The 22,201-nt window shown below is 66.7% G+C and carries 18 protein-coding genes; 8 read left to right on the top strand and 10 right to left on the bottom strand.

The window, feature by feature from the left end; all coding sequences use genetic code 11:
• Window positions 1-22 precede the first annotated feature (22 nt).
• Window positions 23-1,804 carry a hypothetical protein gene (locus E3O60_RS17645; protein WP_134498809.1) on the bottom strand — a complete coding sequence of 594 codons (1,782 nt, stop codon included), beginning with the start codon at window positions 1,802-1,804 and terminating at the stop codon, window positions 23-25.
• A 275-nt stretch (window positions 1,805-2,079) separates the two neighbouring features.
• On the opposite strand from E3O60_RS17645, the gene E3O60_RS17640 reads away from it, so the two are divergent.
• The 4 genes from E3O60_RS17640 to E3O60_RS17625 are packed head-to-tail and all read left to right on the top strand — an operon-like array spanning window position 2,080 to window position 7,204.
• A complete protein-coding gene (locus E3O60_RS17640; RefSeq protein WP_174776281.1) occupies window positions 2,080-2,949 on the top strand; it encodes an ABC transporter permease in 870 nt (289 codons plus the stop codon).
• Entirely contained in the window at window positions 2,933-3,682 is a 750-nt protein-coding gene (locus E3O60_RS17635; RefSeq protein WP_088455284.1) for an ABC transporter ATP-binding protein, read from the top strand. The genes E3O60_RS17640 and E3O60_RS17635 overlap by 17 nt, the downstream gene beginning before the upstream one ends.
• Before the next feature lie 4 nt (window positions 3,683-3,686).
• Window positions 3,687-4,970 carry a hypothetical protein gene (locus E3O60_RS17630; protein WP_088455283.1) on the top strand — a complete coding sequence of 428 codons (1,284 nt, stop codon included), beginning with the start codon at window positions 3,687-3,689 and terminating at the stop codon, window positions 4,968-4,970.
• Complete coding sequence (locus tag E3O60_RS17625; RefSeq protein ID WP_134498807.1) at window positions 4,970-7,204, top strand: hypothetical protein; 2,235 nt, start codon at window positions 4,970-4,972, stop codon at window positions 7,202-7,204. The genes E3O60_RS17630 and E3O60_RS17625 overlap by 1 nt, the downstream gene beginning before the upstream one ends.
• Window positions 7,205-7,292: 88 nt before the next feature.
• On the opposite strand, the gene E3O60_RS17620 is transcribed toward E3O60_RS17625, so the two are convergent.
• The 7 genes from E3O60_RS17620 to E3O60_RS17590 form a co-directional block, all read right to left on the bottom strand.
• Window positions 7,293-8,195: a glycosyltransferase family 2 protein gene (locus E3O60_RS17620; protein WP_088455281.1), complete on the bottom strand. Its 903-nt coding sequence runs from the start codon at window positions 8,193-8,195 to the stop codon at window positions 7,293-7,295.
• Window positions 8,183-9,865 (bottom strand): glycosyltransferase, encoded by a 1,683-nt coding sequence (locus E3O60_RS17615; RefSeq protein WP_134498805.1) that lies wholly within the window; start codon window positions 9,863-9,865, stop codon window positions 8,183-8,185. Before E3O60_RS17615 ends, E3O60_RS17620 begins: the two co-directional genes overlap by 13 nt.
• An 80-nt stretch (window positions 9,866-9,945) precedes the next feature.
• A complete protein-coding gene (locus tag E3O60_RS17610) occupies window positions 9,946-11,169 on the bottom strand; it encodes an acyltransferase (protein ID WP_166789024.1) in 1,224 nt (407 codons plus the stop codon).
• 29 nt (window positions 11,170-11,198) lie between these two features.
• Window positions 11,199-12,365 (bottom strand): UDP-galactopyranose mutase, encoded by a 1,167-nt coding sequence (gene glf / locus E3O60_RS17605; protein WP_088455278.1) that lies wholly within the window; start codon window positions 12,363-12,365, stop codon window positions 11,199-11,201.
• Window positions 12,366-12,412: 47 nt separating this feature from the next.
• Window positions 12,413-13,258: a glycosyltransferase gene (locus E3O60_RS17600; RefSeq protein ID WP_088455277.1), complete on the bottom strand. Its 846-nt coding sequence runs from the start codon at window positions 13,256-13,258 to the stop codon at window positions 12,413-12,415.
• On the bottom strand, window positions 13,255-14,226 hold the full coding sequence (locus E3O60_RS17595) for a glycosyltransferase (protein WP_088455276.1): 972 nt from the start codon (window positions 14,224-14,226) through the stop codon (window positions 13,255-13,257). Before E3O60_RS17595 ends, E3O60_RS17600 begins: the two co-directional genes overlap by 4 nt.
• Window positions 14,223-16,460, bottom strand: a complete 2,238-nt coding sequence (locus E3O60_RS17590) for a hypothetical protein (protein ID WP_134481232.1) — start codon at window positions 16,458-16,460, stop codon at window positions 14,223-14,225. The genes E3O60_RS17595 and E3O60_RS17590 overlap by 4 nt, the downstream gene beginning before the upstream one ends.
• Before the next feature lie 199 nt (window positions 16,461-16,659).
• Between E3O60_RS17590 and E3O60_RS17585 the strand changes: the two genes are divergently transcribed.
• The 3 genes from E3O60_RS17585 to E3O60_RS17575 are packed head-to-tail and all read left to right on the top strand — an operon-like array spanning window position 16,660 to window position 19,569.
• Window positions 16,660-17,547, top strand: a complete 888-nt coding sequence (locus E3O60_RS17585) for a glycosyltransferase family A protein (protein WP_088455274.1) — start codon at window positions 16,660-16,662, stop codon at window positions 17,545-17,547.
• A gap of 40 nt (window positions 17,548-17,587) precedes the next feature.
• Window positions 17,588-18,604: a glycosyltransferase gene (locus E3O60_RS17580; RefSeq protein WP_241980336.1), complete on the top strand. Its 1,017-nt coding sequence runs from the start codon at window positions 17,588-17,590 to the stop codon at window positions 18,602-18,604.
• A complete protein-coding gene (locus E3O60_RS17575; protein WP_134409459.1) occupies window positions 18,601-19,569 on the top strand; it encodes an NAD-dependent epimerase/dehydratase family protein in 969 nt (322 codons plus the stop codon). The genes E3O60_RS17580 and E3O60_RS17575 overlap by 4 nt, the downstream gene beginning before the upstream one ends.
• A 90-nt stretch (window positions 19,570-19,659) precedes the next feature.
• Here the strand turns inward: E3O60_RS17575 and rfbA are convergent, their stop codons facing one another.
• Window positions 19,660-20,526, bottom strand: a complete 867-nt coding sequence (rfbA, locus tag E3O60_RS17570; protein WP_088455272.1) for a glucose-1-phosphate thymidylyltransferase RfbA — start codon at window positions 20,524-20,526, stop codon at window positions 19,660-19,662.
• 3 nt (window positions 20,527-20,529) lie between these two features.
• Entirely contained in the window at window positions 20,530-21,138 is a 609-nt protein-coding gene (locus E3O60_RS17565) for a dTDP-4-dehydrorhamnose 3,5-epimerase family protein (RefSeq protein ID WP_134498803.1), read from the bottom strand.
• A gap of 76 nt (window positions 21,139-21,214) precedes the next feature.
• Here E3O60_RS17565 and rfbB point away from each other — a divergent pair, with 76 nt between their 5' ends.
• Entirely contained in the window at window positions 21,215-22,201 is a 987-nt protein-coding gene (rfbB, locus tag E3O60_RS17560) for a dTDP-glucose 4,6-dehydratase (protein ID WP_088455270.1), read from the top strand.

Genomic DNA, 22,201 nt, shown 5'->3' with positions numbered 1-22,201 from the left:
ATCTGCCCGGCTCCCCCACGGGTCAGCGGATGGTGGAGATGGTCAGCGTGGCGGTCGTACCGTCTGATGCGACATAGGACCCGCTCGACTGCGGCACCAGGATGTCGGCGTACCGTGCGGCCCAATCATTCGAGCAGCGCCCATCGGTCAGCACCAGGGTCGCGCTCGCCTGCCGGGCCGCCACCGGGTCGAGGGCTCCTCCCGCGGCGACGATGGCGTTGACCGCGCCGAAATCCTCCGGCCACGCCATCCCGTAGTGGAAGTACGCGATGGGGACCCCCGCGGTGACCTTCACGACCCGCGGATCCAGGCACGGGCCCACGATAAGCAGCGTCCCCGGACTCTCCGAAGCCGATTCCCTCGCGAGGCCGGCCGCAACCCGGTACCGGTCGGAGTCCGTGTCCATGAGAGCCCTGGCCTGGAACGCGCCGGCGAAGCGGACGAAGTCCCCCATCGACACGAACGCCAGCACGGCCACCACCGCGAACCCGGCCAGGCCCACCCACCGACCCACCGATAGGGCCCGAAGGTCCCTCGCCGCCAGCACCAGCACCGGAAGGATGGTGGCGGCAATAAGGAAGAACATATCGATCCACAGCCGGTACGGTTCCGCGTTGGCGCCCCACAGGTCGTTCGACGCCAGCAGCAGCCAGGCCGTCGCGCCGCCCAGCGCGTAGGCGGCCCATTCGGGTCGCCGCCGGATCAGGCCCGCGATCGCGATCCCGACCAGCGGCACGATCAGAACGGTGCCGCCCAGCAGGCCCGCGGCTGCCGGCACCCCGAGCTGGGAATTCGACGCAACCCTGTACAACAGGAACGGGTCACCAGCGGCCAGCCCGCCGACCGTCGCAGCGATCTGCGGCGAGGCCCCGAGCGCCGCGGCACCGAAAAACAGCACGACGACCCCCCTCGTTCGCACAATCAGTACCCCCAATCCGGGCGCCATCGGCAGCAGTCCGAACACGAGGGCGGGCAGCTGGCCGAACTCGGCGGCGACCCGCGGACCCCAGACGAAGAGCACCGGGATCAGGCCGATGCTGACAACAGCGAGAATCAGCCAGCGCCCGCTGACGATAGCCAGCACGGCGAGGACCCCGGCAAGGAAATACACCGCGGCGATGAAGGAGTAGGTCTGCACGTTTGCGAGCAGACCGATCACCAGGCTGAGCCCGATGGTGCCGAACAGGCGCACGCGCTGTCCGTGCGGCCGCCACCAGAGCCAGCCGAGACTGAGCAGCACCATCCCCGCAATCGACAGGGAGACGGCTTCACCGTTGAGCGGATGCAGCACCGCGAACGGACCCCAGAGCACGGCGTGGGACGCCAATTCGGTGTACCAGCCGTCGCCCTGGAACGCTGCGAAGGTTCCCAGCAGGAACGGAATCGGGGCCAATAGGCCCATCCACCACCGGTTTCCGGCCGTAATGAGCACCGTGGCGAGCACGGCGACCAGCACCAGCTGCGCCACCAGGCCGGTGATGTTCCACGCGGTGATCGGCGTCAGCCCGAACGCCCGCGCTACCAGTCCCGCGAACTCGTAGTACGCCCGCGGGTACGTGTTCGACCCGGTCTCGGTGTCCGGCTCGACGTCCTGGAACTGCCCCTCAGAAAAGTTCGTGACAATTGCCAGGTAGCCCAGTTGATCGTGCTCGAAGAAGGCACGAAACCGGTTAATCGACCAGCCGGGATTCGCCAGGTACATGCCGGCCTGCGTGGCCGCGAACACGGCCACCGCCACCAGAACACTCGCGCCGCACGCCAGCCACCCGCGTACGGATGTCCCCGCCGACCGTTCAGAGTCCACTGGCTCGCCCTTCCGGTGCCACGTGTGATGCTGTGTCGGTGAACTTAGCGGGCGATCGAGATCCGCGCTTCCCCCTATAACGGGATTTCAGGAGCGGGGACTGAGAAGTCTAAGCTGGCATTTCACGAATCCGCGGATGCGCTACGGCTCGCCAGGCCCGCCGCCCGCACCATCCGCTGAACAAGTGCAGCTACAATCTTGCGAGCTCTCCGGCCGCCCCGCGCGGGAGAGAGCACACAGTCCCTGACGCAGTCAAGTGATCGGAACCAGTTCGAGTGAGTCAAAAATTTCCTGCTGACCTGAGCGAGTTCACGGTCCCCGGCCACAGCCGCGGAATCATCGACGCCCTGTCGTACCGGTACCTTCTGCGGCTGCTGATCCGGAAGGGCACCCTCACCCGCTATCACGGCTCGGTTCTCGGTTGGGTGTGGTCGTACGTCAAGCCCGCCGCCCAGTTCCTGGTGTTCTACCTGGTCTTCGGGTTCTTCCTCGGGCTCAACAAGGGGATCGACAACTTCCCGATCTATCTCTTCTCCGGCATGATCGCGATCAACCTGTTCGGCGAGGCCTTCGGCAACGCGACCAGGTCGATCGTCGACAACACCGCCCTGGTGCAGAAGATCTATCTGCCCCGGGAACTGTTCCCGATCTCTGCCGTGATCGTCGCCTTCGTGCATTTCCTCCCGCAGGTCTTGATCCTGGTCGTCGTCTGTTTGTTCGCGGGCTGGGTACCCACCCTGGTCGGCATCGCGAGCATCATCCTCGGCATGCTCATCGTCGTCACCCTGGCCATCGGTCTCGGACTGTTCTTCGGGGCCATCAACGTGGCGTTCCGCGACGCGCAGAACCTCGTCGAACTGATCCTCCTCTTCGCGACCTGGACCTCCCCGGTGCTGTACGCGTGGACGATGGTCGCCGACAAGGTCTCACCCTGGGTCTTCAACCTCTACCTCTCCAATCCGCTCACCTCCGCAGTTGAGTTGTTCCACGCCGGCTTCTGGTTCAGCACCACAACGGGCTCCCTGCCCCAGCCGCCGCACCTGGCCGCGTTCAGCCTGATCGGCCTGCTGATTTCGCTCATCATCCTTGCTATCGGGCAACTCGTCTTCAAGCGTCTGGAGGGGCACTTTGCCCAGAACCTCTGATCCGGCCTTGCCGCGCATCATCATCGACGGCGTCGACAAGACCTTCATCCTTCGGCACACCCACTCGTTCAAGGAATCGTTCATCGCCAAGCTTCAGAAGAAGAAGACGACGACAAGTTTCTCCGCGCTTTCCGACATCGGTTTCACCGTTCAGGAGGGCGAATCCGTGGCCCTGCTGGGCTACAACGGCTCCGGAAAGTCCACCCTGCTCAAGCTCATCTCCGGGGTGATGCGACCCGACTCCGGCCGGATCCTCACCCGCGGGCGGGTCGCCGGCTTGATCGAGGTCGGTGCCGGGTTCCACCCCGATCTCTCCGGCCGGGAGAACGTGTACCTGAACGCCGCGATTCTCGGCATGAACAAGGACGAGATCGACCGCCGGTTCAACGACATCGTCGAATTCTCCGAGATCGGCGAGTTCATCGACACCGAGGTCAAGCACTATTCGTCGGGCATGTTCGTCAGGCTGGCGTTCTCCGTGGCGATCCACACCGAACTGGACATCCTGCTGGTCGACGAGGTTCTGGCCGTCGGTGACGCCCCTTTCCGCGAGAAGTGCAAGAAGAAGATCCAAGAGCTCACCGATCAGGGTAAGACCATGCTCGTGGTGAGCCACGATGTCGATATGGTCACCCAGGTCTGCAAACGGGGGATCGTGCTGCGCGACGGCAAGGTCTGCTTCGACGGCGCGGTCAACGACGCTGTCGCCTCGATGCAAGGGAACGGTGCGTAACGCTGTGACGGCCCAGAGCGCCGACGAGGAAGCAGACCAGAAGTCCTCTGGCTTCATCCTCATCGTCGCGGCCACCGGAATCGTGGGCATCGCGGGGTACGTCATCACCTGGCTGGTGCCCGCCGTGATCGGCGTCGGCCCGTACGCCGTGTTCGCCGTGTTCTGGTCGTTCATCTTCCTCGTCGCCGCGGCGCTCTCGGGCATCCAGCAGGAGGTCACCAGGGCGACGCATCCGCGCGACACCGGCAACACCAGCTACCGCAACCGAGCAGGCGTCTTCGCTGTGGCCGCGTTCCTGGTCGTCCTGGCGCTCGTGCTGGGCACCGCCCCGCTCTGGCAGGCTCAGGTCTTCCCCACCGACGGCTGGTCGCTGGTCGTGCCGTTGGCGGTCGGCGCCGCCTCCTATGTGCCCCTCGCGGTGCTGGCCGGGTCGCTCTACGGCATCGGCCACTGGAAGGCCCTCTTCGGCCTGATCGTCGTTGAAGGTGTGCTGCGGCTGGTGCTGATCGGGATCGCGCTGGCCTTCCTGCCCGGTTCAGTTCCGCTCGCGTGGGCTGTCGCCATCCCGTTCCCCGTCACCGTGCTGGCCATCTGGCCCTTCGCCAGGTCCCGCGTCGTCGGCAAGACCCAGCTGGACGTCGCGCTGCCTGCTCTCACCTGGAACGTCGTGCGCACTATCGTCGCAGCCGCGTCGATGGGCCTGATGGTCAGCGGGTTCCCGCTCGTGCTCAGCCTCACCTCACCGGCGGTGCCCGCCGCCGAACTCGGCCTCGTCATTCTCGCGGCCACCCTGACCCGGGCTCCGCTGATCGTCGTGGGGATGGCCCTGCAGAGCTTCCTCATCGTCTTTTTCCGCGGTCGACTGGACCGGTTCTGGCGATCGCTGCTGCAGCTCGAGGCCCTGGTCCTGGGTCTGGGCGCCGTCCTGGCCGTCCTCGGCTTCCTGGCCGGTCCCGCCGTGTTCGCCTTCCTCTTCCCCGGCCAAAGCGTGCCAGAGGGCTGGGTCATCGCAACCTTCGTGGCCTCCTCCGCGCTCGTCGGTGCGCTGTGCGTGAGCGCTCCCGCGGTGCTCTCCCGCAACGCGCACAGCGCCTTCACCGCCGGCTGGGTCGTCGCCGCCCTCACCACCGTGGTCTGCCTGCTGCTGCCCGTCGACTTCCTCGAGCGCACCATGCTCGCGCTGCTCGTCGGACCGGCCGCCGGCGTTCTCCTGCACGGCGTGTACCTCGCCGTCGCACGGAACGGCGAAGCCGCACCCGTCGCCCCTGACGCGCTGGTCACTGACTGATGTCAGTCCCTCCCCTGCCGACCACCTCGACGAAAGACACCTCCGCCATGAACCGCACCGGCCCGCACAGGCTCGCCGATCTCAAGTGGCTGGCGCTGACCGCTCTGACCGTCGGTGTGCTCGCACTGGTTCCCCTCATCTGGAACCGACGGTTCTATTTCCAGGACGACTCGGAGAACGGCGCCTTCGGCGTCTGGTACCACATCGGACAGAATCTCCTGGCCGGAAAACTCCCGGTCCTCAACCCGTCGGTATGGTCAAGCGGCAACTACCTGGCAGAGGGTCAGTGGGGCACCTGGAACCCGCTGATCATGCTCATCGGCGTCGGCGCGTACCTCGGCACCAACGCGGTGCTGTTCATGACAGTTCTGAAGGTGCTGCTCCTGATCATCGCGGGCTGCGGCGTGTACCTGCTGGCCCGGTCCTACCGTGCCGCTCCGCCACTGGCCTACGTGGCGGGTTTCGCCGTCACCCTCAACGGTTTCACCATCTACTTCGATGCCCCATCCTGGGTCACCGGTCTGCTGGTCTGGGCGCTGATTCCCTACTTCTGGGTCGCGCTGCGGCGGCTCACCCAGCGTTCGGCGAACCCGCTGCCCGCCTTCCTGGTCGGCTATCTCATCGTCACCGTCGGCTACGTGCAGGGTGTCTTCGCCATCGGCTTCGTGCTTCTCGCCGTCGGCGTCGACTGCCTCATCCGCCGGCACTGGGCCAAAGCCATGCGCGTCGTCGGCGTCGGCGTCGCGCTGGTGCTCGTGGCCGTCACGGTCTTCCTGCCCGGCGCGCTGACGGGGTCGGTCACCAACCGTGCCGTGAACATCGTCGGCAACGACGGCATGATGAGCGTGGACCTGGGCGGCATCTTCAGCTCCACCATCGCCACGGGCTACCCGCAGGTGAGTTCCTGGTGGTGGTCCGGGCCCACCGCGACCAGCCCGGTGGTCTACATCGCCTGGTTCCTGCCGGTGCTGTTCTTCGTCGATTGGCGCAAGGCCCTGCAGAACCGCGCACAGGTGCGGGACCTGACCATCGTGATGAGCCTGTCCCTGCTCTACGTGCTCCTGCCGACCGTGATCGGGCCGCTGCGCTATCCGGTGCGCTTCATGCCGTACTTCGCCCTCACCCTGATTGTCCTCACCGTGGTCGCCCTCAGCCGGGCTGGCGTGCCCCGGCCGGGCCGCAACCGGATCTTCGGCGCCGCCGCCGTGATCATTGCCGCGGTCTACCTGTCCTGGGCCCAACTTCCGCCGCACTATCTCGCCCTCATCTTCAGCGGCCTGGTGGCCATCCTCGGTCTCGGCGCAATCTGGTGGTTGATGCGCCGGCGCCCCGAACACAGCTCGGTCTGGCCGACCGTGGCCGCCGTCGCCGTCGCCGTCAGCCTGGTGCTGACGGCTGCCCAGCACTACGACACGCGCTCAAGCCCGCTGTCGATGAACAACGTGCCCGCCGACACGAGCATCGCCAAGGGCGTGCTCGAAGGTATCGAAGGCGACGTGATCGTAGTGGGCGACCCCCTCATCTACGGGGCCGACCCCGCGGCCTGGCGGGAGACGCTGATGGCCAACATGTGGTACCTCAGCCCGGCCCAGGTGCAGAACCGCTACCAGCTCATCGGGTTCGCCGCGTACAACTCGGCGCTCTGCCTGCAATACCTGGGCGGCACCTGCCCCGAACTGCTCACCACCCTCTTCGAGCCGCGCGAGGCGACGGGGCTGCTCCTGGTGGACCAGCTCTCGATCGACAACATCCAGATTCTCAAGGCCGCGTTCGACGACGACGACGAATGGCGCACACCCCCCGCCGGGTGGAGCATCGAGCGCGACACCGGACTGACCGTGGTCTGGAGCCGGGACGAACCCGTCGGTTCCGCCGGTGACGTGGTGTGGAGCAGCGACGGCACCAGCGTCGAGACCCTGTCCCAGACGGACACCTCCGTCACCATGAAGGTGCTCTCAGCGCCCGCTGACGGGGGCACGGTGGCCCTGAGCCGCTTGGCTTGGCCCGGATACTCGGCCGAGAACGCCACGCTCAGCACGGCGCCTGTGGACGGTTTCCTCCTTGGGGTGGATATTCCGCAGTCGTCGGTCGGCGAGGTCGTCACCGTCACCTTCCAGCCGCCGGGCTGGGCCATCGAGGTGACCGCCTGGTTGACCGCGCTGGCGGGCATCCTGATCTGGACGCTACTCGTTTCGGTCGGCCGACTGCGCCGCCGCTCCACTGCCGCCGCCTAGCCCCACGCAGGCGCACGAGAGCCCCGGCTGGATATCCAGCCGGGGCTCTCGTCTGTGCAGTGCGGACCGTGCGACGAACGCGTCAGACCTACTGAGGCGACGTCCGGGGGAACACGACGGCCGGGTTGAACCGGATTCCGGCCAGCAGGCGACCGTACATCCGGCGCTGCAGCTTGCCGGCGACCCGGCCCCGCCGCATCATCAGGGCCACCCGGGCGCACAGGTACAGGTAAGCGAAGAGACTCTGGTGGTGCAGCCTGAAGGACGCCTCGTTGCGGATGCCGTAGGCGAATTTCCACGCATTGGCGTCATCGATCAAGCCGAAGTTGACGCCCTTGTTGTCGCCCATGTCGTGCACGACAACGCTGTCGAGGACCTGCACACCCGGGCAGGCTCGGGTGATGCGCAGGGTGTACTCGTGGTCGTCGAACCAGATGAAGTACTCGGAGTACGGCAGGCCGTGCTTCTCGATCACCCAACGGGGAATGAGCACCGACACGAAGGAACAGCTCTTCACCGTCACCGAACGCTGACCCTTGGACACGAGCCTGGCCCAGTCCCAGGTGGGTTCAGGGTTGTTCATCTCGCAGATGGCGCCGTCGATGTAGTTGACCAGCGAGCAGGAGAACGGCACCTCGGGGCCGAGCTCGGCGACGGCGGCGACGAAGCCGTCACGCAGCTTCTCGAGGGCGTCGGGCTGCGGGTAGCAGTCGTCGTCCATGATCCAGACGAAATCGGCGCCGAGCTGATAGCCGCGCTCCATGCCCGCCGAGAATCCGCCGGCCCCACCGGTGTTCGTGGGCAGAGACATCACCTCGAGCGGGATGCTGGTCGTCAGCTGACCGAGGTACTCCGCGGTGCCGTCGGTCGACGCGTTGTCCACGATGATGAGGCGGGTGGGCGCGAAGGTCTGGGCTTCGATGGAGGCGATCACCGTCTTGAGCTTCGCGAGCCTGTTGAAGGTGACGACGACGGCGCTTACTTGATCCATAACTCGAACAGCTTTCCGGCCCAATCGTGGGCGCTTTCATACTCGGTGAATTCCTGGGCCAGGGCGACTTCTCGACGCCAGACGTCTGTTCGATAATCCTCTGAGCCGGCCATCCGGGTGACGATTTCGCTCGCCTCGGTCAGGAACAGGCCGGGGTCGCGGGACACCAGGGCGTCGGGCACGATGACGGTGCGCTGGGAGCCGACGTCGGTGGAGATCACGGGCACACCCGCTGCCAAGGCCTCCAGCGTGGTGAGGGTGAGTCCTTCGTTCTGCGAGCTCAGGACGAGGCAGTCGATCCGGGCGAGGGTATTGCTGACCGGAGATCCCTCGTCCACCCATTCGACCAGGCTGGACAGCTTGTGGCTGTCGATGTCCCGCCGGACGAACTGCTCGAGTTCGCCGCCACCCTGGATCACCACCCGGATGGTCAGCCCCTCGACGTCCTGAAGCTCCCTGACCAACTTGGTGAACAGGTAGGGACGCTTCTGCGCCGCGAAGCGGCCGATGAAGCCCAGAGTCAGCACCGACTCATCGACGCGCGCACGCGCCACCTCGGCGACCGACCCCGTTGTGGTGAGACCGATCAGGGGCGCCACCGCCACCTTCGCCGGGTCCACGCCCTGCACCCGAACGAACCAGTCCTGCAGCTGCGGCGAGATCACGTGGTGCACGTCGATGAACTCGTCCAGGGCCGCGCCGATTGCCGGGTAGCCACCGCCGTTGTATTCGAGGATGTGATGGGTGGTGGCCACGTGCAGCCCCGGGATGCGGTTGCGCAGCCACGGCAACCGGTCGTAGAGCCACCGGCTGTGGTGCACGAATGCGCCACGGACGTCGAAGTTCGTGGCGAGGGCCTCCAGCACCGGTTCTGAGTGCTCTGGCTGGTTGACCGGGTGCGTCAGTGTGAGAACGATGGCACCGTCCAACTCGGCCTTGGTGATCCACGGGTGCGTCGAGGGCACATCGGTGATGACGATGGGTCGCAGCCCGCTGTTGCGGGCGAGCGCGATGGACTCCATTGCCCAGCGCTCTGCACCGCCCAGCTCGAGCCAGTGCAGGCCGATGATGACGGCGGGTTCCAGGTCGGTCGCGGTGCCGCCGGTCGGCACGCCGGTCAGGTCGACAACGCGGCGCGCCACGACGGTGGAGTTCAGCGAGGACTCACGTCCGCGCAGCAGCCACTGCCGCAGCCGGTCGTACTCGAACGGGTACCGCCGTTCGATGCCGCCGCGCAGCCGCCAGTACAGGCTGGCCCGCCCGACGGTCGCGGTGGATCCGGGTTCGCGCTCGGCGTCGATCACGATGTTGCGAACCCCCGTTTCCGGGTCGGTCAGCCAGCTCTTGCGGGTGTGGGTGTAGTGCGGGTGCGGCGAGCCGGCCACGGTGCTCACGATGGTGAACTCGGCCACTCTGGTCGCTTCGGCGGTGACCTTCTCGTGCCGGGTGCCGGCATCCGTCAGGTGCGCCCCGAGGCCCGGGCGGTTGATGTGCACCACGATGCGCAGGCGGGCGCCCGGATTGTCGAGGGCGTGGAAGTTGGTCGCGGAGACCAGCAGCGCCAGCTGCCGCTCGGTCAGCGCAGACCCGAGCTTCTCCGCCGCCGGGGCTGAGAGGTCGGCGGTGAACAGTGCGGGACGACCGAAGGCCGTCGAGAGAAGGTCAGACATGGTGAAGAGGGTACTTTCACTTCGCTTGGCTGGCAGGAGTCGATGCCCGGTGGCACCGTCGACTCCCGCAGCCGACCGGATCAAGCACGTGGTGCCTCGATGCCGGCCTGTTTGATGGGCACGTCGTCAACGGCGCGTTCGGGGATGTTCTGGAGGGACATGCGTCGCATGGCGCGGCGGGCCGGTTCCTCGACCCACTTCCACAGGGCGAAGCCGAAGATCGTGGCAAGCGCGGGGACCAGGAAGATGAGGATCTTGCTAGCAAGTGTACCTTGCGCCAGGAATGGGAGCCTCTCCTGGGCCGTCCAGACAATTTCGATCAGCGGCATGTGCACAAGATAGACGCTGTACGACGCCATGCCGCCGATCACGAGCCAGCGGTGCCCGAGGAGACTCATCAGGCCCTTGCGGCCCACCACGATCGCACCGACGAAGACCAGCAACGCGGGGACCACGAGCACTCCCCACCGCTCGTTGACCCTGCCGTTGAGCAGGTAGGCCACGATCAGCACCACCACGATCAGTGCGGGTGCCAGCCAGTTGGCGATGCGCTGAGCACCGGGCCGGTTCTGCACCCGTTCGAGAGCGTAGAAAAGCAACCCGCCGGCCACGAACTCGCAGAGGATGCGGATCAGCCACATCCAGGGGGCGTACAACGATCCGAGGGCGAGGGCGAAGAGCACCACCGGCATCACCGTGACGACAGCGAGGATGCCGAGGCCGCGGGTTCCGAGCACCCGCGACAGGCGGAACAACAGCAGGGCGAGGATCGGGAACAGCAGGTAGGCCAGGGCTTCGACCGACACCGACCAGGCGGCGCCGTTCCAGGTCAGCCGGTTGAAGTCGGCTTCGGTCCACTGCACGACCAGGGTCGACTGGCGCAGGAAGCTCCACACGCTGAAGTCACGCGGCGCGACGGGGTCGGTGGCGCCGAAGATCAGGAAGCTGCCGTGCCAGACCGACACGAAGGCCAGCATGACGAAGTACGCCGGCCAGATGCGCGACAGCCGGGCCCACCAGAACTTGACGCTCGCCTTACGGTCGAGGGAGCCACCCATCTTGCGCCCGTAGTTCAGCGTGATGACGTAACCGCTGAGGATGAAGAAGAGGTCGACGCCGTAGTCGCCGTGGGTGATGATCGGAGCGAAGGCGGCGTACACCGCGGGGAACTCTGCGGCGATGCTGAACCGGATGTGGAACAGCACCACCCAGAGCGCGGCAAGGATCCGCACACCGGTCAGGGCATGGATCTGCCTGATGGGGGCGGCGCCGACCGGAGTGTCGGCGAGGGAGGTTCCGGACACGTCAGCCTTCCGTGTGGCCCACGACCGGGTCAGGCCGTGGCGTCCGTCGCGAAAAGCGGACGGAGCTTGTTCTCGAAGGTGGACAGTGCGGCACCGATCGCCATGTGCATGTCGAGGTACTGGTAGGTGCCCAGTCGGCCGCCGAAGATCACGTTGGGCTGCTCGGCGATGCGCTCCCGGTAGCGCAGCAGGCGTTCGCGGTCTGCAGCGGTGTTCACGGGGTAGTAGGGCTCGTCGGCTTCCTCGGCGAAGCGCGAGAACTCCCGCATGATCACGGTCTTGTCGTTCGGGTAGTCCCGCTCGGGGTGGAAGTGCTTGAACTCGTGGATGCGGGTGTACGCGACGTCGGTGTCCGCGTAGTTCATCACCGGTGTGCCCTGGTAGTCACCGGTCTGGATGACTTCTTCCTCGAAGTCCAGGGTGCGCCAGGACAGCGGCCCCTCCGAGTAGTCGAAGTACCTGTCGACGGGACCGGTGTAGACGACGGGGACCGTGCCGACGGTGTCGCGGATGTTGATTTCCTGGTCGAGGTCGAAGAAGTCCGTGGACAGCCGCACCTCGATGTTGGGGTGATCGGCCATGCGTTCGATCCAGGCCGTGTACCCGTCGACGGGCAGTCCCTCATAGGTGTCGCTGAAGTACCGGTTGTCGTAGTTGTACCGCACGGGCAGGCGGCTGATGACCTCTGCGGGCAGCTCCCGCGGGTCGGTCTGCCACTGCTTGGCGGTGTAGTCCCTGATGAACGCCTCGTAGAGGGGACGGCCGATCAGGGCGACGGCCTTGTCCTCGAGGTTGCTCACCGTGGCGAGCTCACCCTCCGCGGCCTGTTCGCTGATCAGCGCGCGGGCCTCGGTGGGCGAGTAGGCGCTGTGGAAGAACTGGTTGATGGTGCCGAGGTTGATCGGCAGCGGGAAGACCTCACCCTTGTGGGTGGTGTACACCCGGTGCCGGTAGGCCGTGAAGGACGTGAACCTGTTGACGTAGTCCCAGACCACCTTGTTCGAGGTGTGGAAGAGGTGGGCGCCGTAGCGATGCACCTCGATTCCGGTCTCGGGCTCGACCGAGCTGTATGCGTTGCCACCGATGTGGTCGCGCTTGTCGATGACGACAACCCGCAATCCCAATTCGTTGGCGCAGCGCTCTGCCACGGTGAGGCCGAAGAAACCGGCTCCGACAACCACAAGGTCAACGTTCATAACACCCATCCTCACTTACAGCCGGCCAGTTCGACCAAACTTCGATCCTACTGGGGCGTGTCTGTGTGCTTGCTCACGGCCATTCGGCGATACACGGCTCGTCGGATGACGACCGGAACGAAGCGATACCCGCCGCGCACGATCACGTTGCGGAGGAACTGGCCGGGCGTGACGAACCCGTCCGCCAGCAGTCGGCGCTGCAGGGCCAGCTCGCTGCGGAACAGGGACAGGCCACCTCGCCGGTTGTATGCACCGGAGTCGACCCTGTACATGACCAGCGGTTCGGGCAGGTTGCGCACGGTGGCGCCGGCCATGATCATTCGCGCGAACAACCAGTAGTCCTCCATCAGCGGAAGATGGCGGTAGCCGCCTGAGGCCTCGACCGCCGACTTGCGATACACCACGGTGGGGTGGTTGAACGGGTCGCGGAATCTGGCCTGACGGCTGATTTCGGCCTGCCCGACCGGCGGAACCCGGCGGCCGAGGATCTTGTCGAGCTCGTTGAATTCGAGCATGCCCGTTCCGACCAGGTCGCAGCCCGCTTCGATGGCGGGCAGCTGCCGGGCGAATCGTTCCGGCAGCGAGATGTCGTCGGCATCCATTCGGGCGACCACGTCGAACCGGCAGGCGGCCAGCCCGCGGGTCAGCGCGACGGCCAGACCCACGTTGACGTCCAGGTCGACCCGGCGAACCTCCACCGGGGAAGCGTCGATGGCCGTGCTGATGGCCTCGGCCAGTGCCGGGCTGATCGGGCCGTCCCGTACCAGAACCACCTCGGTCGGGCGACGGGTCTGGTCGGTGACGGCGCTGGAGAACGCCCGGGTGAAGTACTCGGGTCGGTCCCCCAGGTAGACGGGCAGCAGCAGGGAGAAGGGCAGTCCGGGGCTCGTCACGACGAGGCCCTGGCCGGACCGGCCTCCGCCGCCTGGACGGACTCGCTCACCCGGCCGAACCCGGCCAGCACCTGGGCGTTCGTGGCCGGTCGGGTGGTGAGGCCTTCACGCAGGCCCTCCCGGAGGCCGTGCCGGAGCGTGGCCCGGTCTGCGGAATGCACGAAAGTACTGATCCAACTGCGGGCCGTCGCTCCGGCGTAGAGCACCCGCTCGAAGGGGGACAGTGCCGGCGAGAGGCGCAGCAGCCACAACTTGTTGCGCACCTCCAGCCGGAACCGGGGCCCGGGGTCGATGTTCGTCGAGCCGAAGACCTTGGTCTTGTGCACCACGATGCTGCGTCGGCTGAGGTATCCCGTCGACCCGCGCAGGATCCGGGCGGTGTACTCGAAGTCATCGTTCCAGAGGAAGTACCCGGCTACCGGCAGACCGTGCTCGGCGACCGCGCGCGCGTCGATCATGACCGACACGAACGACGCCGACCGAACCGGGTAGCAGTCGAACTCGCGGGCGCGCTCCAGGGATCGGCGCGCGGCGAACGGCCGTGCCCGTGGCATGTTCATCGGGTGTTCCCGGCCGTCGGTCCAGTGCACTGTCGACGCGAGGATCCTGGTGGACGCCGGAGCGTGCGCGCGCGCCGTCAGGAGCTCCGCGAGTGCGGTCTCGGTGGGCACGGTGTCGTCGTCCATCAACCAGACCAGGTCCGCGCCGAGCGGCCCGACGGCCTCCGCCAGGCCGGCGGTGAAGCCGCCGGCCCCGCCGGTGTTCCGGTCGAGCACCACCAGGGTCACCTCGGGGTGCGCCGAGCGGACGGCCTCTGCAGTGCCGTCGGTGGAGGCGTTGTCGATCACCAGGACCTCATCGGGCCGGCGGGTTTGACCGGCCAGTGCGGCCAGGCTTTCCAGGAGCAGGTCGCGACGGTTGAAGGCCACGACCACGACCACGACCTTCTCGGCAGGCGTCTTCGTCATGACTTCTCAACTTTCAGTGGTTCGCGGAGTTCCCTGACCCAGTTCGGTCGCGCCCGCTGTGAGCCCGCCCGGTCTCGTCCCCACAGCCTGAACACTCCCCAGCCGAGCAGGAGCACAACCAGCAGAACGCCGGAGAGGATCTGGACCGGCCAGCCCGGTGCCCGGAAGGACACCGTCACGACATCGCCGGCGGCATCGGCGGGAATGTCGATGCCCATCAGGAAGCCATTGACGAGTTCGTCCGACACCTTTCCACCGTCGACCTCGTAGCCCGGCCACGAAATCCGGCTCAGGGCGACCTGGCCGCCGTCTTCGCCGACGGCGTCGACACGGAAGGAGACCCCCATGTCGTCCTCGTGGAGCACCGTCACCTCGGTGTCGTCAGAGCTCCAGACGACACTGCCGGCGCCAGGCACCGGGGTGTCCCGCACGATCAGCCGGGTCAGTTCGGTGTCCTGGGCCACGTGCCAGCCGTCGGGCGTCTCGGCCCAGAGTTCTTCCGGAACCGAGCTCTTCACGATCAGGACCGAGCTGACGCCCAGGTCGTCGACGAGATTCTGGCCGGTGTCGATGCCCGCCGTGAACAGCTTCGGTAGCAGGTCCGCGCAGGTGACACCCTGGTAAGCCATGCAGAGCGCATCGCCGTAGCCGGGGTAGAAGACCGAGGTGTAGGCGTTCTGCACGGGGGCCTCCGGGATGTACCAGAGGTTGGCCACCGTGGTTTCAGCCCAGTCGCCCGGCTGGATCGCACCGTTCTGCGGTCCGCCGACCACGAGGACATCTCCCTCGGCGTCGGTGAGCAGGTCCCGATAGCTCTGAACCGAGCTCGGCACCTGGTAGTTCAGCAGCGGACCACTGGTGTGCACGATGTGCTGGGGGTAGATCACGCCGAGGGTCACGATCACCGCCAGGGCTGGGAGAAGCCAGACGCGTGAGGCGCGCGCCCGGTCCCGCAACGGTGCGGAGAGTCCCGGCAGCCCGCCGGGAGAGGTGATCCGGTAGAACACCCAGAGCACGACAAGAACAGCGACGGTGGCCAGGGCCACCACCCCGGCGTACTGCGGACCCTGGAACACCGTCAGCATGGCGCCGAAAAGGGTGTACGCGCAGGCGGCCAGGAAGCGCCGGCGGGAGATCACCTCGACCCTGGCCAGAGACAGCCCGATAGCCAGGATCAGGAGCACCGCGATCGCCAGGTACGGCATCATCCGCAACGGAATGCGGAGCGGCCCGACGTCGCTGGGCAGCAGCACACCGATCAGCGCGACGCCGAAGAAGATCACCACGCTCAGCCGGGTGGCCAGCACCGGCATCAACCGCTTCCACGCGACGAACGCGAACAGCGGGAGCATCCAACTTATATAGACCAGCGGCGCCGACGGGAAGAAGGCACCGAAGAAGCCGACCTGCGGAATCCCGACGGGCGTGTTCGCCGCCACCAGGCCGCTCAAGTCCACCGTCAGGAGCCCGGTGTTCACGACGCCCTTGGTACGCCCGGACGTTCCCGCGGTCAGGAGCCCCGGCAGGTGCACGATGACGGCGAACAGTCCGGCGCCGGTGGCGATCAGGAAGGCGCGCACGATGGATGCCCGGTGCCGGGCGATGAACGCCTCGGCAATCGTGGCCGCCAGGGCCACGGCCAGGAAGATGGTGGCGTGCACGTAGCCGATACCGACGGTGCCGATGCAGGCCAGCAACGCCAGGGTGGGCGACTTGGCCGAGAACACGGCCCGCCGAGTCAGCGCCCAGGCCAGAGCCCACATGCTCCAGGCCAGCAGACCGTTGACCCAGGTGGTCGCATCCAGGTAGAAGGTCACGCCCGTGAACGGCAGCGCGACGGCGACGGCCGCCGCCCAGCCGCGGCCGGCTTGGAAGGTGCGGGCCAGCAGGTACGCGCCCAGCGAACCCGCGACCAGGCAGAGGACCTTGACGACAGTGGAGAAGATCAGGGCGTTGCCCGCCCAGTGCGACCAGATGCCGATCAGCCAGAGGACCGGGCTGAAGATCCCCCACGCGCCCTCGGCGAGATAGTTGCCGGACTGCCAGACCAGGGGGTTGATCAGCGACCAGTTGCCCTCGAGAATGCGGGTGCCGATCTCGTACCACTGCCCGAAGGCACCCGACTGGGTGTCGTCGATGAAGTAGTAGCCGCGGTTGACCAGCAACGGCAGGGCAGCCCCGACCAGTACGGCGACGACCACAATGGCGGGCCATACGAATCTCGACTTCAGCAACAGTTTGCCCTTTTCTCGCCCTGATCAGGATGTGACGGTCGTCACTGTGCGCGCCCGCAGGGGTGATTGCCGGCCCGCTCTGAGCGAACCGCCTCCCCATTCTCGCTTAGGGTCGCCCCGCGCGGGGACAGAGGTCGCTCAGGACCACCCGGTATCGTGAAGGCTCAGCACTACGAAGGATGCGAGTCACACTTAACTTATGACACACGATGCGACGTTCCCTGATGATCAGCCTCTCGTCTCGATCGTCATCCCCGCCTACAACAACGCGGACTACCTCGACGAGACCATGAAGAGCGTGCTCGGCCAGACGTATACCAACCTCGAGGTGATCGTCTCCGACCACGCGTCCATCGACGACACCTGGGCCGTCATGCAGCGTTACAGCGCCGACCCTCGCGTCACCCTGCTGCACACCGAGGGTGGCGGCGGGGCGCTGCGCAACTGGAACCGAGTGAGCCAGGCGGCCACCGGCGAGCTGATCAAACTCGTCTGCGGCGACGACCTGCTCTACCCCACCATCGTCGCCCAGCAGGTTGCCGCGCTCATGAACGAGCCCGGCGCCGTGCTGACCGCCTCCCCGCGTGACATCGTCGACGCCAACGGCGCACCGGTGCTGAAGAACCGTGGCCTGGCCGGCCTGATCGGTGTGCACGACGGCGCCGTCGCCGTGCGGAAGACCATCACCCAGGGCACCAACATCTTCGGCGAACCCGGCTGCGTGATGATGCGCCGGAGCGTTCTGGAGAAGGTGGGCTGGTGGGATTCGCGCTGGCCGTACCTGATCGACGAGACCTCTTATTCGATGGTCCTGCTCGAGGGAAAGTTCGTCGGCGTACCCGGCAGCCTGGCCGGCTTCCGCATCTCCGACAGCCAGTGGAGCGTGCGCCTGGTCGCCGAGCAGGCCGAGCAGGCTATCGGCTTCCACAACTGGATGGCCAAGACTCGCCCCGACGTCGTGTCCAGCACCGACCGGCGGATCGGCAACACCCGCGCCAGGGTGATGGCCCAGGTGCGCCGGCTCGCCTACATCTGGCTCGGCCGTCGCATGTCCAAGGCGGTGACGACGGATGCCGCAGCCAACTGACCCGGCCGACGAAACGGCCCGTGTGATAGGTTCTGAACCCGTGACACTCCCCTCTGCAGAACCCGACGTCGCCGACCACAGCATCTCGATCGTCATCCCCGTCTATCAGGGAGAACGTACCCTCACCGGCGTTCTCGAGGAGATCGAACCGCTCACCCGGCTGAGCATCACCCCTGATGGCTACAGCTTCCAGGTCGAAGAGGTCCTGCTGGTCTTCGACCACGGTCCGGACGACTCGGCGTCGATCATCCGCAGCGTCACCGACAGGTTCCCGTTCGCCCGCGGCATCTGGCTGAGCAAGAACTTCGGCCAGCACGCGGCGACCCTCGCCGGCATGGCGTCCTCCGGCGGCGACTGGATCGTCACCCTCGACGAGGACGGCCAGCACGACCCCCGCGCCATCGGCGGGATGCTCGACACCGCCATGCGCGAGCAGGCCAGCGTCGTCTACGCCAAGCCGACCAACCCGGCCCCGCACGGCCCCGTGCGCAACGCGGCCTCGAAGACCGCGAAATACCTGCTCACCAAGCTGTCCGGCACCGGCGCGGCCGCCGACTACCAGAGCTACCGGCTGATGCTGGGCAACATCGGGCGCAGCGTCGCCGCCTACGCCGGCTCCGGGGTCTACCTCGACGTCGCCATCGGCTGGGTCGCCTCCCGCGTCACGACCTCCCCGGTCGAACTGCGCGAGGAAGGTGAACGCAGCTCCGGCTATTCGGCCCGACGACTGTTCTCGCACTTCTGGCGCATGATCCTCACCACCGGCACGAGGGGGCTGCGGATCGTCAGCGGCCTCGGCGTCATCTTTGCCGTGATCGGTGTGATCTTCGCTGTCGTCATCTTCATCCAGCGCCTCGCCGGCGACATCGCCATCCAGGGCTGGGCGTCGCTGAGCGTCCTGGTGCTGCTGAGCGCGGGGTTCATCCTGTTCTCCCTGGGCATCATCGCCGAGTACATCGGCATCAACGTGAACATGGCCATGGGCAAGCCGCCGTACCTCATCACGACCGACCCGGCGGATGGGCCTCTCGGGCGGACGCGCAAAGCGGCCAAGTGACCACCTACGTCTGGGTGATCGGGGCCCGCGGCCTGCTCGGCGGCGCCACGGCCGCCGCGATCAGCCGTCGCCCCGGCTGGGTGCTGCTGAACGCAGAACCGCTGCCGTGGGCCGATGACGACGCCCTGGCGGCCGCCGCCGCGGCGACCGCCGCCCGGCTGCTCGAGACCGCCGCAACCGAGCGCACGAACTGGGCGGTGCTCTGGCTGGCCGGAAACGCCGTCACCTCCACACCCCCGGCTGCGATCGATCGGGAACTGCGTCAGCTGCGCCTGGTGCTGGACGCTGTCGGTACCGCCGCCGCCCACCAGGGCACCTCCGGCGCCGGCGCCGTGTTCTACGCGTCCTCGGCCGGCGGCGTGTACGGCGGTTCGGCGCATCCGCCGTTCAACGAAAACAGCGCACCGGTGCCGATCTCGGGCTACGGACGGTTCAAGCTCGACGCCGAGGCGAGCCTGTTCGCCTTCTCCCGGGCCAGCGGGGTCTCGGTGCTCGCCGGCCGGATCGCGAACCTGTACGGGCCCGGCCAGAAGCTGGGCAAGATGCAGGGCCTGATCTCGCACCTGGCCAAGGCCCAGTTCTCACCCAAGCCGGCGTCGATCTTCGTGCCGCTGGAGACCATGCGGGACTACATTTTCGTGCGTGACTGCGCCGAACTCGTCGTGGACTGCGTCGCCAGGCTGCTCGAGGTCACCGCCGCCACCGGACGCACCGAGGTGATCAAGAACCTCGCCTCGGGTCAGGCCGTGACGATCAGCAACCTGCTCGGCCAGATCCGCAGCCTCGCCAAGGGCCAGCCGAACGTGATGCTGGGCTACTCGGCCGAGGCCTCGATGCAGGGCCTGGATCTGCGTATCACCTCGACGGTGTGGCCCGACCTGGACCGGCGGCAGCTGACCAGTCTGCCCGCGGGGATCAAGGCCACCATGGACGACGTCCTCGCCCACATCCAGTCCGGCGGCTGACACCCCGCCCAGGCGGCGCCGTCGTCCAGATGCCGCAAAAGGCCCCATGGAACTCATCCATGGGGCCTTTAGCCGTGATTCGGCCGGCTGTTAGTCGGTCTTGAGCAGCCCGTTCAGGTAGACGCCGTAACCGCTCTTGGCGAGCGGGGCGGCGAGACGGCTCAGCTGGGCGTCGTCGATCCAGCCGGCGCGCCAGGCGATCTCTTCGATGCAGCCGATCTTGTGGCCCTGGCGGTCTTCGATGACGCGCACGTATTCGGAGGCCTGCATCATCGATTCGAAGGTGCCGGTGTCCAGCCAGGCGGTGCCGCGGTCCAGGACCTGCACGTGCAGGTTGCCCTGGTTGAGGTAGCGCTCGTTGACGGTGGAGATCTCCAGCTCGCCGCGGGCGCTGGGTTCGATGGACTTGGCGATCTCGACGACGGAGTTGTCGTAGAAGTACAGTCCGGGCACGGCGTAGTTGCTCTTGGGCTTGGTCGGCTTCTCTTCGATCGACACGGCGGTGAAGTCGTCGTCGAACTCCACGACTCCATAGGAGGTGGGGTTGGACACGTGGTACGCGAAGATCAGGGCGCCGTCGATGTCGGCGTTGTTGCGGAGCGCCGAGCCCAGGCCGGCGCCGTGGAAGATGTTGTCGCCCAGCACCAGGGCGACGCTGTCATCGCCGATGAAGTCCTCACCGATGGTGAACGCCTGCGCGAGGCCGTCCGGGGAGGGCTGCACGGCGTATTCGAGGCGGAGGCCGAGCTCGCTGCCGTCGCCGAGGAGGGCCTTGAACTGGTCGTTGTACTCGGGGGTGGTGATGATGAGCACCTCGCGGATACCGGCCATCATCAGCGTCGAGAGGGGGTAGTAGATCATCGGCTTGTCGTAGATGGGCATCAACTGCTTGGAGATGCCCTTGGTGATCGGCCAGAGGCGGGTTCCTGAGCCTCCGGCGAGAATGATTCCGCGCATGGTCTAGTTCCGTTCGTTGAGCGACTGGTAGTAGGCGCGGGCGGCGTCCCAGGTGGGCAGCAGTCCGCTCGCGGCGGCCTCGGCGAGGCTGGGTGCGTCGGTGTCTTTCGGGGAGAGCAGCAGCTCTCCGGCCGAGGACGGGAAGATCAGGCCGACCTCGTCATCGAGCGGGTTGATCCCGTGCTCGGCGCCGGCGGTGTAGGTGGAGGAGACCAGGTAGCTCACGGTGGCCTTGTCGGTCAGGGCGACGAAAGCGTGGCCGAGGCCCTCGGAGATGTAGACGGCCTTACGGTCGACGTCGTCCAGCAGTACGGAGTCCCACTGGCCGAAGGTGGGCGAACCGACCCGGATGTCGACGACGAAGTCGATGATCGCACCGTGCGTGGCGGTGACGTACTTGGCCTGGCCCGGCGGGATGTCTGCGAAGTGGATGCCGCGCACGACGCCGCGGCTGGACATGCTGGTGTTGGCCTGACGCAGGTCCAGCGGGTGCCCGACCGCCTCGGACAACTTGTCGAAGCGGTACCACTCGAGGAAGACTCCCCGGTCGTCCCCGAACTGCTTGGGGGTCACCTCGTAGGAATCGGGGACGGAGAGTTCACGAATCTGCACGTTTGCCAGCCTAGCAAGGCGTGTCCAGTAGAATCGCGGAGGCACCTTTACGCAAACGGAATGGTCACGTATATATATGAAGATCCTCGTCACCGGCGGAGCCGGGTTCATCGGCTCGAACTTTGTTCGTCGCACCCTGCAGGACGCTTACCCGGGCCTGGAAGGCGCCGAAGTCGTCGTCCTGGACGCCCTCACCTACTCCGGCAACCTGGAGAACCTGGCCCCCGTGGCCGATTCCGACCGCTACACCTTCGTCGAGGGCGACATCCGCGACGGCGCTCTGCTGGACACCCTGTTCCCGGGCCTCGACGCCGTGGTGCACTTCGCCGCGGAATCCCACGTGGACCGCTCCGTGCGGGACGCCTCGATCTTCGTCGAGACCAACGTGCTCGGCACCCAGCAGCTGCTCGACGCGGCACTGCGTAACAACCTGCCCAGGTTCGTGCACGTGTCCACCGACGAGGTCTACGGCTCCATCGCCGAAGGCTCCTGGAACGAGGAGCGCGCCCTCGAGCCCAACTCGCCGTACTCCGCGTCGAAGGCCGGCAGCGACCTGCTCGCCCGCAGCTACCACCGCACCCACGGCCTGAACGTGTCGATCACCCGGTGCTCGAACAACTACGGCCCGTACCACTTCCCCGAGAAGGTCATCCCGCTGTTCGTAACCAACCTCATCGACGACCTGCACGTTCCCCTCTACGGCGAGGGCAACAACATCCGTGACTGGCTGCACGTGGACGACCACACCCGCGCCATCGCGATGGTGCTGGTCTCCGGCCGCGCCGGCGAGATCTACAACATCGGCGGCGGTACCGAGCTGACCAACGTCGAGCTCACTCAGCTGCTGCTGGACGCCACCGGCAAGGACTGGTCCTACGTGGACCGGGTCGCCGACCGTCTCGGCCACGACCTGCGCTACTCCGTGGACATCTCCAAGATCCAGGCCGAACTCGGCTACTCCCCCGAGGTGCCCTTCGAGAAGGGCCTGGCCGACGTGGTGCAGTGGTACCGCGACAACCGCTCCTGGTGGGAACCCCTCAAGGCCCGCGCGGCGTTGAGCTGA

Source organism: Cryobacterium sp. TMB1-7, assembly GCF_004402435.1.
Classification (GTDB): Bacteria; Actinomycetota; Actinomycetes; order Actinomycetales; family Microbacteriaceae; genus Cryobacterium; species Cryobacterium zongtaii.
Note: the sequence above shows the minus strand (reverse complement) of the source record. Positions and strands in the feature narration are given on the sequence as shown.

Excerpts from the sequence above, each read along its gene's own strand:
- E3O60_RS17625 (WP_134498807.1), top strand. The coding sequence starts at position 4,970 with ATGTCAGTCCCTCCCCTGCCGACCACCTCGACGAAAGACACCTCCGCC.
- E3O60_RS17620 (WP_088455281.1), bottom strand. The coding sequence starts at position 8,195 with ATGGATCAAGTAAGCGCCGTCGTCGTCACCTTCAACAGGCTCGCGAAG.
- E3O60_RS17615 (WP_134498805.1), bottom strand. The coding sequence starts at position 9,865 with ATGTCTGACCTTCTCTCGACGGCCTTCGGTCGTCCCGCACTGTTCACC.
- glf (WP_088455278.1), bottom strand. The coding sequence starts at position 12,365 with ATGAACGTTGACCTTGTGGTTGTCGGAGCCGGTTTCTTCGGCCTCACC.
- E3O60_RS17595 (WP_088455276.1), bottom strand. The coding sequence starts at position 14,226 with ATGACGAAGACGCCTGCCGAGAAGGTCGTGGTCGTGGTCGTGGCCTTC.
- E3O60_RS17585 (WP_088455274.1), top strand. The coding sequence starts at position 16,660 with ATGACACACGATGCGACGTTCCCTGATGATCAGCCTCTCGTCTCGATC.
- rfbA (WP_088455272.1), bottom strand. The coding sequence starts at position 20,526 with ATGCGCGGAATCATTCTCGCCGGAGGCTCAGGAACCCGCCTCTGGCCG.
- rfbB (WP_088455270.1), top strand. The coding sequence starts at position 21,215 with ATGAAGATCCTCGTCACCGGCGGAGCCGGGTTCATCGGCTCGAACTTT.